This window comes from Flavobacterium sp. LS1R10, assembly GCF_003968825.1.
Lineage (GTDB): Bacteria > Bacteroidota > Bacteroidia > Flavobacteriales > Flavobacteriaceae > Flavobacterium.
Window position 1 is genome coordinate 450,284 of record NZ_RYDH01000002.1, and the last position, 12,482, is coordinate 462,765.

A 12,482-nucleotide genomic window follows, 5' to 3' on the forward strand; every position below is an offset into this window, starting at 1 on the left:
TAACTGTTTTTTCACAACCCTTTTAAATAATTATTTATTCTGTGTAATTTGACTTACGTGACTTATTTGTTTAAAATTAACATCATATTCATTTTATAATGACAATAGAACAAAAAATAGGACAATTTTTTTTTCCAGCCGTTTTCATCAATGATACTGAGGAAAACATTCAGGCTACCGAACGATTAATAAAAGAGCACAATATAGGTGGATTGACTTTTTTTCACAGCCGTGCCAGTGCAGCAACCAATTATGAAACTACAAAAAAAGTAGTCCTGAATGATGGTAGTTTTCAGCGTTTAAAAGAACTCATAATCAGATATCAAAATTGTGCTACGACTCCGTTATTAATGAGTATTGATGCCGAATGGGGATTGGCTATGCGCGTAGAAAAAACACCACAATATCCGTATGCGATTACCCTTGGCGCTTTGCCTGACAATAAAAAAAATCTGGTTTATGAAGTAGGCAAACAAATAGGTTTAGACTTAAAATCAGTTGGGATTCATTATAATTTATCGCCATTGGCGGATATCAATAACAATCCGAATAATCCTGTAATTGGCTACCGTTCTTTTGGTCAAGACAAAAAAAAAGTAACTAATTTTGCGCTGGAATATCTCAGAGGACTTAATGATGCTGGTGTTTTAGGCTGTCTCAAACATTTTCCCGGACACGGAAATACTAATGTTGATTCGCATTTGGGATTACCTATTTTAAAAGAAACTCTCGAAGAATTAGTAGCCAATGAACTGGTTCCGTTTATAAAAGGAATTGAGAACAAAGTCGATTCGATTATGATTGGTCATTTGGCAGTTCCTGCTTTGAACGAAGGAAAAAACACTTCGGCAACGCTGTCAAAATCCGTGATTGAAACCCTTTTGCGCAAGCAATTGGGCTATGATGGTTTAGTGATTTCGGATGCTTTGAATATGCACAGCGTTTCTAAATTATACGATCAAAAAGGGCAACTGGAATGGGAAGCTTTTAATGCTGGTAATGATATTTTGTGCTTTGCCGAAAACGTACCCGAAGGAATACAGGAAATCCTAAAAAACGCAACTCCGGAACGGATTGAAGCTAGCTTTAACCGGTTGTGGAAATGCAAACAAAAAGCAGGTATTATAGACGGAACTTCTAAATTACTGCATCTTTCCCGGAATGCTTTTGATTTTAAAACCACTTCTGAATTAAACTCAAAAATTGCTCAAAATTGCATTACTAAAATAAAAGACACCCGCAATACCGTTACACTTTTTGATGCAAAAAACAGAGCGAATCTAGCCAAAATAAGTCTGTATAAAAACACTGAAAATTCTTTTTTTAAAAATTTATCGGCCGCATTGCCTTGTCCTGAATTTTGCTATGAAAGAGGAGATACCATAGCCCTGAATGAATTAGATGAACTGCTACTAGATTTTGATACTATTCTTATTGCTTTGTTTGTTCCAAAAGCCAAACCAATGAATAATTTTGATATAGAGGATTTTGTATTGCAGTATTTAGAAAAATTATTTATTTCAAAAAAGTGTTTTTTATATGTCTTTGGAAACCCGTACGCATTACAGATAATTCCTAACTTAAGTGCTACTGCAGGAATCGTTCAAGTGTATCAGGATTTTTCGGAATTTCAAGAAACAGCAGCACACCAATTACTGGAAAACATGGAGTGTAAAGGAGCTCTACCGGTGCAAATATCAACTATTGAATAGACTCATAAAATATTTGATTTTCTCTAAAAAGGACTACGGATTGTGAAAAATAGCCAAAAAATAAATTCCGAAATATTTTAAATCCCGAATGGTTTAATTTGAAAATTCTACTAATAAAATCTACAAAAAACCAAAACTGATAGAGCAGCCACTTTAGGATATAAGGCTTTTTTTTATCTATATTGCACATCCAAACACTATAGAATGGATATAAAAATCAACAAAAATAAAGAATTATCAATAGGACAAGCGTTGATTCCTGTTCTAGCGCTCATCATGCTGCTAGGTTTTAATGTATTCGTTTACGGTGATGATGCTTTGAGCGGAAGCAATCAATTTGTACTCTTGCTGGGTGGAGCTGTTGCAGCAATTATAGGTTTTTTTAATAAGGTTACCTATCAAAAAATGATTGATGAAGTGGCCGAGAACATCAAATCAACCGTAGGCGCTATCCTGATCTTACTTATGGTTGGAGCATTAGCGGGAACTTGGTTGGTAAGTGGCATTATTCCTTCGATGATTTATTATGGGTTACAAATTTTGAGTCCAACGGTATTTTTGCCTGCTACATTGCTAATTTGTTCTATAATTTCTATTGCTACCGGAAGCTCCTGGACCACCAGTGCTACGGTAGGTATAGCATTAATTGGTGTTGGTGGCGCATTGGGTTTTGATTTAGGAATGGTTGCAGGGGCCGTTATTTCCGGAGCCTATTTCGGAGACAAATTATCGCCCATGTCAGACACAACAAACCTCGCCCCTGCTATGGCCGGAACCGATTTGTTTACGCACATCAGATATATGATGATAACAACAATTCCTACGTATATTATTACTCTAATTTTGTTTATTATTCTGGGTTTGACAGTGGATATTAAAGGAGATGTGGATATAAAAACACTGCTGAATGATATTGAAAGTTCTTTTACTGTTTCGGGATGGTTATTTATAGTTCCCGCTGTTGTTATTGGATTAATCATAAAAAAAACAGAACCGCTAATTGCTCTTTTAGCAGGAACTCTTCTGGCTGCTGTATTTGCAATTCTATTTCAACCTCACATCATCAATCAAATTTCTGGTGTCAACAACATGACTTTACAATCCGGTTACAGAGGAATAATGGATGCCATAACAACTAAAGTAAGCATTCCTACTACAAATGAAACCCTTGCGGATTTATTTACTTCCGGAGGAATGCAAAAAATGCTGGGAACTATATGGTTGATTCTTTGCGCAATGGTTTTTGGTGGCATTATGGATGCAATTGGCGCATTGGCAACAATTAGTAAAGCCCTCTTAAAATTAGCACACACCACTTTTGGTTTATTTGCGTCTACCGTAGGGAGCTGTTTGGCATTAAACATTACAGCTTCGGATCAATATTTAGCCATTGTAGTTCCGGGTAAAATGTTTGCGAAAGCCTATAAAAATAAAGGTTTAGCCCCTGAAAACTTAAGTAGAACATTAGAAGACGCCGGGACTGTAACCTCGGTATTAATTCCTTGGAATACCTGCGGAGCGTACCAATCAGGAACATTAGGTGTGCCAACATTAGACTATCTTCCTTTTGCCTTTTTTAATCTTTTAAGCCCTTTTATGACTTTATTATTTGCTGCTTTCAACATAAAAATAAGACAATTACAAAGTGATGCGAACAATACATCTATCTAAATAAAAGTTATCATGTAACCACTAATTCTCATCATCGATTTAGGAAACATCAAAACCTAATTCTAGATTTAGAAATAAATAAGAAAATGCTGTAGCTGAAAGAATAAATGGAATATTAAAGCAGGAATTTATGATTGACAAATACAATCTAGATTTAAAAGTTATGAAGCAAATTGTAAAAGAATCAATCAGCATATACAATGAATTAAGACCTCATTATTCTAATTTCATGCTGACTCCAAACAAAATGCATTTACAAAATCAAATTAAAATGAGGACATATAAAACAAAAAACACTTACAAAAACGTTTTTGCAAGTGTTTAATTAAATATTTTTATCTAATAATCTGTATCGGTTATTCAGGACAAGACAACTTAATAACTTCGTTAGGTTTTAAAAAAACTATTGTTTCCCAATTAATACTTATATTCTCCTTAGTTACTTTGTTCAGAAGCCCAATTATCCATATAAGTTTCAAACACATTTAAAGGCACGGAACCAACCTGCAAAATGGCATCGTGAAACTTTTTGATTTCAAACTTGCTGCCTAAGCTTTTGATGTATTTGGCTTTCAATTCCGAAATTTTCAATTCCCCTGTTTTATAGGAAAGCGCCTGTCCTGGCATTGCCATATATCTTTCTGTTTCTGAAACAGAAGCTTGCTGCTCTCTCCCCCCTTTTTCCATCATGTATTGGATTGACTCTTCTCTTGTCATTATTCCGGTATGCAATCCAACGTCTGTCACCAATCGTATCGCTCTAAATAATTCTGATTTGTAGGCAGCCAATTTTTGATAAGGATCGGTGTACAATCCTAGTTCATCACCCAATGATTCGGCATACAAAGCCCAGCCTTCAGAAAAAACGGAATAGCCAGCAAATTTTCTGATTTTAGGCATGGATTGATTCTCTTGCTGTAAGGACAATTGAAAATGGTGCCCCGGAATTGCTTCATGTATAAAAAGATTGTCCATCCCCAACTTATTGAATTTAGTAGCGTCAACGATTGGAACATTAAAATAACCGGGTCTGCTACCGTCCGTTGTGCCTCTTTCATAATTGGCTGCCGACGTCGCCGCTTTAAATTTTTCAATTGCCTTCACCTCGAAGGCTGTTTTGGGAACAATATTGAATAATTTTTTCAGCTTCGGCTCTATGATGGGCAGGATGGCTCTGTAACTTTCCAATATTTCTTCGTCAGTGGTGAAAGGAAAAAAGGAGGGATCAGTCAGGGCATGATTGAAAAATGCAGTTCGGTCTCCCTGAAAGCCAATTTTTATCTTGAGGTCATCGATCTCTTTAGTAATCTGTTCCACCTCTCGAAGTCCCGTTTGGTAAATTTCATCCGGTGTTTGATTGGTAGTGGTGTTTACTCCAACAAAATATTCATACATTGCTTTTCCATTGGGCAAATCATTGTAGCCCGATGTGGTTCTGGATTTTGGCAAATAAACATTTTTTAAATAATCGGCCAGTTTTCGGTAAGTAGGGATTATTTTAGTGTTGATTGCCTTTTGATAGGCCAATCGTATCGCTTTCTTTTCTTTTGCAGAAAAGGAGCTTGGCATATTCCGAACGGGTTCATAAAAGATATTTTTAAGTGTATCTGTCGCAATTTGAGCTTCCAGCTGCGGAATCATTTTAATCACCAAGGCTTTGGGAAGTACCATTTTCATTGCAACGCCTTTGTTAAAATTAGCTATCGCAGTATCGGCCCATATCGTAAAACCATCAATTCGTTTGAGCCAGTTTTCATAATCTTTCGCTGTTTTAAATGGTTGAGAACTTTTTCCTGAACCAAGAGAAGGTAATGAACTGGGATAGCCCCTAAACTGGCTAAAGGGAATGTATTCAAGATGGAATGTTTCTCTTTCCAGGGCTTGCTTTATTTGGAGACTTACGATGTCGAAAGAAATTTTATCAAAAGAATTCAGCTTGTTTCTATCAAACGATGCTAATTGTTTTTGATACACGATGGTAAAGTCGTGTTGTTTTTTTAGGTAGGGTTCAGCGATATCGTTCGGAAATAAATCGTTGTACCTGTTGTCGCCTCTTTGTGTAGCTGTCAATGGGTTTAATAGCAAGCCTTCTTCGTAATAATTATCTAGAAATTTGCTGAATTTAGCATTGCTTGAGTTTTTTTGTGCCATTACAATTGTGCCGGTGAAAACAAAAAGCAGGACTGCTATTTTTCTAAGAAGAGATTTTAATTTATTCATATTAAGGATTATTTAGAAAATGATTTAATACTACACGCTTGATTAGTCTTTCGATTAAATGGCTGCTATTAGGGTATTTATGTTAATTTTTTTTTCAATATGCTAATTTATTTTTTATTTTTTTAACTATTGCAATTATTTAGTTTGTCCTCAAAGCGCTATTATTTACAATACCATTTCCAGTTTGTACTTTAACTCAAAATAGTTTTGATTTACTTCTATTACTTTTATACCGGCTTCTTCAATAGCGGTTAATTCTTCTTTTTTTGATCCATCTGCATCAAAATAGAAGAGTATATTTTTATCACATTCTGTAAGTGTTTGTATTACTTTGTCTGCAAACATGTTTTTTACTTATAAAATTAGATGTGATCTAGCAATACTCTCTTTCATTTTATTCTCCACATTTGCGGCTTCAGCGAATTCGTACCATCTTTTCACAGCCTGATCAATTTGCTGGATGATAGTATTCGCCTTTTTTATATTCATTGATTTTGCTACTGTCAGTAAATCTTCTCTGGTAATATAGGTTCTCTTTCCATTAATACTTAAGTTATGCTGACTTACCCAATCACTATCAGGGCGATAGGCAAAACAAATATCATAAGCAGGAGAAAGTTCCCAATTACCCTCTTTCTTTAGTCGAAATGCAAAGTTTTTTGTATGGTCATCACAATTGCGTGCTATTACATTAAACACCATCCTTCTGTATAACTGTTCCGCTTGTGGATACGGTAGTTTTAATAAACGCATGGTTTGAAACAACTGTTCGTAACTAAAACTCGTTATTTGGTTAAAGTCATAGTGTTGCATTGCACATAACGTTTGTATGTGGTGTTTTTGATCGCCATTTTCTCTGTCAAAACGTTTCGTCATGAAATGCGCTCTACCATTTTCTTCGTATAAACGGCATTCCATCATTTCAATTCCGGCTGCTCTTGCCATCAGATAATAAGCCATTTCAATTCTACCATAGCCAGTACTTGCACCAAACTGCACATCGCTTACCGTATCAAGTTTGATTAACCAATGTTCAAATCCTTTTGGGGCATTTGTTTGTCCGGATTTTACCTGTCCTGTTTTTTCGTTATAGGCAATAATGGCTTTTGGACGAGCACCACCAGCTGAGGTTCCAATTTTAAGGATGTTCATCATGGCTTCTTGCTCGTTTTGGTTTAGATTGGCTGTAAAACCTTCTCTTTTGTACAGCATTTTTTGAGAGATGGCTACCAAGCTATCCACTTCTATATCAAAAGCTCTTTTATTGACATTAAATTGGGAAGGTTCAAATTCAAGCGCACCCATACCACGGGTTCCTATAAAGCAAAGCATTTCAACAGGGTTCATACTGTTTTCCGGTCGACCATTTTGGGCCAGCCAACTGTTAATTAATTGGTTTCCATAATCATCTGGCAATACATCTGCCAGCAATCCAGGAAGTCCTTTAAATGTTTTAATTTCTTTTAATTCTGTGAAAGTAAAAATACGTCCACGAGCATTATTGGCAGGCATTTTTAATGGGGCTAAATCCCAGTTTTTCGCCAAGAATTTTGCCTCATATTCAAAACTAGCTACTCCCGTTTCTGTATTCCAAGCAACAGCTCCCACCGTTTCATTCCATATTTTAACAAATGCCGTTGTTATCATTACCAATCTGATTTTTTATTAGAATCATTGTCACTGTTTCTCGCTCGTTGTCTTTTTTGCTGATCTAGTTTAGCTAACTCTATAGGACTTATTTGTTCTTGTATCTTGAAAACCTCCATAATATAGAGAAGGTCTAATACTCTTAATACTTGTAGCAAGGTTGGGACTGTTATTGTTCCCCCTTTTTCTAGTAAGCTGAGTGTAGAACGGCTTATATTTGCGGCTCCGGCAACCTCTTCCTGCGTTTTGTTCTGCGATAAGCGATGGTGTTTAACAAAAGCACCGATGGTTTGTGCTAAAGCGTTATCGCTCATTGCTATCCAGTTCATGTATGATGTATCATTCATAAAGTAGTTATTTATGATTTAATGACTGATGTGTCATACAAATATAGCTAATTTTAACGAAAAACTCAATAAATAACTTTAAAAGACTATTTCATTAAGAATGTTTTGGTCTTCATCTTCATCTAAAATTTCCATCGGTACATATTCTTCACAAAAGGATTTAAATTTGTCTTCCGAATTTTTATCCCAGAAAATGATTCTTTCTTGATTTAAAAGGCCTAAAACTTTTTTACATACCTCTTGTTCAGTAATTACAATGATTAGCACCCCTGATGTCCTCGTAATAATAGTGTATGCAAATTCAAATGCTTCTTTTTCAAATTCTAAAGGAATATATGTTGACCAAATCACACATTCTTTTTTCAACCCTTTCAAACTCAGAATGAAATCCGATTCTACCTTTATATTTTTTCGAGATAACAGATTCCTTAAGTTATAATCTCTTTCTAAAATACAGGTGTTTTTTAGATCAAAAATTTTGTAGTGCTCGATTATGCTTTCTATTTTAGGAATAAGTACTTCTTCGGATTCACCATATACTACAATAGGTCTTGCAACTGGAGGAGTACCTTTATATGGTACAATATTAGAAGTGCCTTTCATTTTGCCAGCTTCCGTGGACCATTTATCTGTTTCTACTCAATTCAATTCTTTAGCCATTTACAGTAATTCGAGTGTAGATAGGTACTAGACCGTTTACACTAGCTTTGGCTCTCTTTGCGTAAAAGAGAATAGATACTTTTGTTTTCATTGCGGTAGCCTTTAAGTTAAACTTAAATTTAATTCTAAAAAGACTTCAACACAAGATGTTTGAATAGTAAACAGGTTATTAAACATGCAGCTATTCAACAAATGAACATGTTATCAAATATGTTCAAAAGCCTTGTGTGTTCTAGCCTGAGATAAAAATCGGTTACCCAAATGTTTTGAGTTTTCGGGTACCCGAATTTATCCCCTTAGGGACACGCATTAATGAATATTTCAGAGGGGGTATAAATGAAAAAACCCCTCTAAATCATAAGATTTAGAGGGGTTTGCTTCGTTTAGTATTTCTACCAGCGGAGAAAGAGGGAGTTGTTTGTTTTTCTAAAGCGCCGTAAAATAAGGCTTCGCAAAGCTTTTATTTTAAATGACTCCTCAACTGACACCTCTCAATATGTTAGCAAATTGTTCTAAATTTCAATTATCAAAGATAAGTGTTTTTTTGCTGGAATTAATGATTAATTATCATATTTTGAACTGGTTAACCGTTTTTTTTTGAACAGGCATTGGTTCAAAATTTAGTAGCCTAAAGTATAATTTCTACCCAATTATCAAAGGTTCAACTTGTTCAATTTTTAGGCTAGTGTATTGACAAAATTCCTCGATTGACACAAACTCATTTTGGAGCTTATTGAGCTCCTTTCTAATTTTTTGAAGTAGTCTAATGCTTTGGCGATAACTCTTTCCTGTTATGCGTTGTATGTCCTTAGGGTAGATACACAATCTCTTGTTTTGGATTTTCATACTCTATCTATAGCTTTGGGTGGGCTTTACCATACTTGGAACCTCTATGATTCAATTCTAGCACTTTATAAAAATAATAAATTTTTCCTTTCCTTCAGTAGCACCATTCAATTCCATTTTTGATTCTTATAAAAGGGTATTTGTGTCTGTTTCTGCCATTTATGTCATAAAGTGACATATGGAACAGCAGCGTCTTTTTTATCTGATTTAATAGCTTAAAATTTGTTTCATAATCAATCGAAAGATGTTGCAACAGGATGATGATTGAGGGAGTTTTAAAGGAAAAATTAATTTAAAAATTTAGGAATTATGGCAAGACAGAAAGGCATAATTAAATTGAAAGGTACTATCGGCGATATTACTTTTTACAAAACCAAAGATGGGCATTTAGCACGTGAAAAAGGCGGCATTGATGCAAGCAGAATTGCGAGCGATCCTGCGTTCCAGAGAACGCGTGAGAATGGAGCCGAATTTGGAAGAGCAGGAAAGGCGGGTAAAACGTTACGAACTGCAATGCGAACTTTGCTCATTAATTCTGCTGATAGCAGAATGGTAAGCCGATTGACTCAATCTATGATTAAAGTCATTCAGGCGGATATGGTAAGTGAACGTGGATTGCGAAATGTTATTGATGGTGAGGCAGAATTGCTTGCCGGTTTCGAATTCAACATTAGAGGAAAGCTGGGCACTGCTTTATTTGCTCCTTTTGTGGGGACGATTGACCGTGCTACGGGTGATATTATGGTTGATTTGTTGCCGTTTGTTCCTGCGAACATGATTGCGGCTGCTAGTGGAACTACTCATTTCAAAATCATATCAGCAGGTGCGGAAATTGATTTTGAAGCAGAAACCTTTGTAGTTGCCACTTCAGAAACGGATATTCTACCTTGGGATTCGAATCCAACCGTTGCTATCAATCATGTCAATCCGGTTACTCCAGGCAGCACAAAACCATTGTTTTTGGCTTTAGGTCTTGAATTTTTTCAAGAGGTAAACGGTAGAATGTATCCGTTGAAAAATGGATCTTTTAATCCATTGGCTTTGGTTCAGGTAAGCGGGCTTTAAGATGGTTTTAGTGTTAAATAGAACGTATTTCCCTGAGGGAACGCAAGGAGTTTTGGAATGGAACGGCACAATAGTTTGTTATACCATCGAATTGCCCTGGCTGGGAAACCAAAAGCGTATTTCTTGTATTCCCGAAGGAGAATATGTTTTGCAGAAACGATTTAGCCCCAAGTTCCAATGGCACTTGCATTTGAAAAATGTTCCGGGAAGAGATTTGATATTAATCCATCCCGCCAATGACGCCAAGAAAGAGTTATTGGGCTGTATCGCAACTGTAACACTGCACACCGGAATAGGGAAAGGAAGTTTTTCCCGAAAAGCGTCAGAAAATATAAAGGCTATCGTATATAAAGCTTTGGCTAATACTGAAGAAGTGAAAATAATAATCCAATCTAAAAAAAAGTAGCAGTATGAATATAGTTGAACGTGCAAAAGCACCTACCCCGAAGTTCTTCCGGGTTTTGAGAAGTATTGGATTGGCTTTATTGACCATCAGTGGAAGTATCATTGCAGCTCCGGTAGCGTTACCTGTAGCCGTTATCAGTATCGCTGGTTACGCAGCCCTGGCGGGAGGAGTCATTTCGGTAATTAGCCAGATCACTGTTGATGATGAGGCCAAGCGAGAGCAGGTCCTTGTTAACCGGTTGAAAAAAGACAATCAAAATTTACCGAGAGATGGAATCAAATAACACCTTGCAAATCGGAACCGCATCTGGAACTTTATTGAGTGTCATGCCAAATATTGTTTCTGAAGATATTCTAAAAACGATTATCTTAGCGGTAATTGGAGCTATTATTAGTTTCCTAATTTCGCTCCTTTTAAAAGGATTGACAAAATTTAAAAAGAAGTAATTCGGGTTTGGCGTGGTAACCTTTTCCCGAATTTGTTTGAAAGCCTGGTCGCGAGATCAGGCTTTTTTTATGTTTAGATAATTTACATTGGATAATATTTACAATAATTATTTTATCAGGTATTTTGTTTTGTTCAGAGTTCCTACGATTTCAAACAGATTCAGTACGACCCCTTTTTTTAAGTCTCTACTTGCTGTTGCAGATGATATATCTTTAAAGATATTCATGTACTCTTTTCTTGTGAATTCTTTGAGTCCAAGTGTAATAAAATGATCTAATCTGTCAATATCCCGTAAAATTCGATTGTTGTAATTGAGTAGACTTTTTAAAGACTCGTCAATTACTCCAAGCATGTATTCAATAAAAATAGTAGATTTTCCGACCTTATCACTAAGCGCTAATGCATTATAATACTCGGTTTGTGATTGACTAATTAATGTTTCAAATGGGAGGTATTCAAAAACCGGATATTCAGATCTTAAAATTAAGGTTTGCCACAATCGGCCCATTCTGCCGTTACCATCTAAAAAGGGGTGGATGAATTCCATTTCATAATGAAAAACGCAGCTTTTTATTAAAGTCAGTTCCTCCGAATCTTTGAGATATTCAAACAAGTCCTTCATTAAATAAGGGACATTGTCATGCGGTGGAGCAATATGTTCCACTTTAGTTCCTTTCACAATTCCAACAGCCTGTTTTCTATATTTTCCCGCGCTGTCGATTAATCCTTTCATTAATTCCTGATGTGCTTTTAAGAAACTTTTGTCTGAGGAATAGCTATAGTCTTTTAATTTTTCGTAGACTTTAATTGCGTTTATTACTTCAATTACATCTTTTTCAGGACCAATTACTCTTTTGTTTTCGATTAAAGCGGTTATCTGTTCCTCTGTCAAAGTGTTCCCTTCAATTTGAAGCGACGAATGAATGGTTTTAATTCTGTTCTGCTTTCGAAGTTGAGGAGATTGTTTGCTGAGGTACGTAGCGGTTACTTCTCCAATCTTTTCGGAAATAGAACGTATCAGTTTTAAAATATTCGGCGTTATGTCGTAAGGAGGTTTCATTGATGCTATCATTTGATAGTATCAAAAGTAATTTTTTTACGGTTATTTTCCAATAGTATCGTAATTTTATAATTGCTTTTTTTTTATTTACAATACCTCAACAATATAACCCGTTTCATTTCATTTATGAGTACAATATTCTTCTGGAATTGATCCTCTTTTTGTTCCAACAACCTCAACGCCTGAATTTGTTTTTTGTGCAGCTCGTGTTCCTCCAGCATTTCATTTACTTTTGAGCTAAAATCATTTTTGAAATCGTCAATTCGTAAAAATGGAATTACGGACCCTACTAACGATTGGTGCCAGAATCTTGCTTTCCATAAACTGGACATGCTAACTTAGCCATCACATTAAGTTAAGAAATAATCTTAATTTTAGCCTATGAAACAAGTCCGCAAAAT

Annotated in this window: 13 protein-coding genes and 1 pseudogene; 7 read left to right on the forward strand and 7 right to left on the reverse strand. The window is 35.7% G+C overall.

Going from position 1 to position 12,482, the window contains the following annotated elements:
* Positions 1-98: 98 nt before the first annotated feature.
* The 3 genes and pseudogenes from EKL96_RS07065 to EKL96_RS14670 all read left to right on the forward strand — a co-directional run.
* Positions 99-1,712 carry a glycoside hydrolase family 3 protein gene (locus EKL96_RS07065; RefSeq protein WP_126460069.1) on the forward strand — a complete coding sequence of 538 codons (1,614 nt, stop codon included), beginning with the start codon at positions 99-101 and terminating at the stop codon, positions 1,710-1,712.
* Between the two features lie 204 nt (positions 1,713-1,916).
* Positions 1,917-3,383 (forward strand): Na+/H+ antiporter NhaC, encoded by a 1,467-nt coding sequence (gene nhaC / locus EKL96_RS07070; protein ID WP_126460073.1) that lies wholly within the window; start codon positions 1,917-1,919, stop codon positions 3,381-3,383.
* A gap of 94 nt (positions 3,384-3,477) precedes the next feature.
* Positions 3,478-3,708: pseudogene (locus EKL96_RS14670) on the forward strand (integrase core domain-containing protein); the annotation flags it as partial.
* A 110-nt stretch (positions 3,709-3,818) separates the two neighbouring features.
* Here the strand turns inward: EKL96_RS14670 and EKL96_RS07080 are convergent.
* From EKL96_RS07080 to EKL96_RS07100, 5 genes are all read right to left on the reverse strand, one after another.
* The gene (locus EKL96_RS07080) at positions 3,819-5,603 is read right to left on the reverse strand and encodes a DUF885 domain-containing protein (protein ID WP_126460076.1); all 1,785 of its coding nucleotides are present in this window, start codon (positions 5,601-5,603) and stop codon (positions 3,819-3,821) included.
* A gap of 165 nt (positions 5,604-5,768) precedes the next feature.
* Positions 5,769-5,948 (reverse strand): hypothetical protein, encoded by a 180-nt coding sequence (locus EKL96_RS07085; protein WP_126460079.1) that lies wholly within the window; start codon positions 5,946-5,948, stop codon positions 5,769-5,771.
* Between the two features lie 9 nt (positions 5,949-5,957).
* Positions 5,958-7,250 carry a type II toxin-antitoxin system HipA family toxin gene (locus EKL96_RS07090; protein ID WP_126460082.1) on the reverse strand — a complete coding sequence of 431 codons (1,293 nt, stop codon included), beginning with the start codon at positions 7,248-7,250 and terminating at the stop codon, positions 5,958-5,960.
* Positions 7,250-7,597: a helix-turn-helix domain-containing protein gene (locus EKL96_RS07095; protein ID WP_126460085.1), complete on the reverse strand. Its 348-nt coding sequence runs from the start codon at positions 7,595-7,597 to the stop codon at positions 7,250-7,252. Before EKL96_RS07095 ends, EKL96_RS07090 begins: the two co-directional genes overlap by 1 nt.
* Before the next feature lie 78 nt (positions 7,598-7,675).
* Positions 7,676-8,200, reverse strand: coding sequence for a hypothetical protein (locus EKL96_RS07100; protein ID WP_126460088.1), 525 nt, complete (start codon positions 8,198-8,200; stop codon positions 7,676-7,678).
* Between the two features lie 1,212 nt (positions 8,201-9,412).
* Between EKL96_RS07100 and EKL96_RS07110 the strand changes: the two genes are divergently transcribed.
* Genes EKL96_RS07110 through EKL96_RS14290 form a run of 4 tightly spaced genes read left to right on the forward strand, consistent with a single transcriptional unit; the run spans position 9,413 to position 11,020 of the window.
* Positions 9,413-10,168, forward strand: a complete 756-nt coding sequence (locus EKL96_RS07110) for a hypothetical protein (protein WP_126460094.1) — start codon at positions 9,413-9,415, stop codon at positions 10,166-10,168.
* A 1-nt stretch (position 10,169) separates the two neighbouring features.
* Positions 10,170-10,574, forward strand: a complete 405-nt coding sequence (locus EKL96_RS07115; protein ID WP_126460097.1) for a DUF5675 family protein — start codon at positions 10,170-10,172, stop codon at positions 10,572-10,574.
* A 4-nt stretch (positions 10,575-10,578) separates the two neighbouring features.
* A complete protein-coding gene (locus EKL96_RS07120; RefSeq protein ID WP_126460100.1) occupies positions 10,579-10,857 on the forward strand; it encodes a hypothetical protein in 279 nt (92 codons plus the stop codon).
* Complete coding sequence (locus tag EKL96_RS14290; protein WP_199736810.1) at positions 10,844-11,020, forward strand: hypothetical protein; 177 nt, start codon at positions 10,844-10,846, stop codon at positions 11,018-11,020. Before EKL96_RS07120 ends, EKL96_RS14290 begins: the two co-directional genes overlap by 14 nt.
* Before the next feature lie 107 nt (positions 11,021-11,127).
* Here the strand turns inward: EKL96_RS14290 and EKL96_RS07125 are convergent, their stop codons facing one another.
* Together EKL96_RS07125 and EKL96_RS14675 are read right to left on the reverse strand one after the other, a co-directional pair.
* Positions 11,128-12,081: a Fic family protein gene (locus EKL96_RS07125; RefSeq protein WP_126460103.1), complete on the reverse strand. Its 954-nt coding sequence runs from the start codon at positions 12,079-12,081 to the stop codon at positions 11,128-11,130.
* A gap of 83 nt (positions 12,082-12,164) precedes the next feature.
* Positions 12,165-12,413 (reverse strand): DUF6943 family protein, encoded by a 249-nt coding sequence (locus EKL96_RS14675; RefSeq protein WP_410503640.1) that lies wholly within the window; start codon positions 12,411-12,413, stop codon positions 12,165-12,167.
* Positions 12,414-12,482: the final 69 nt, after the last annotated feature.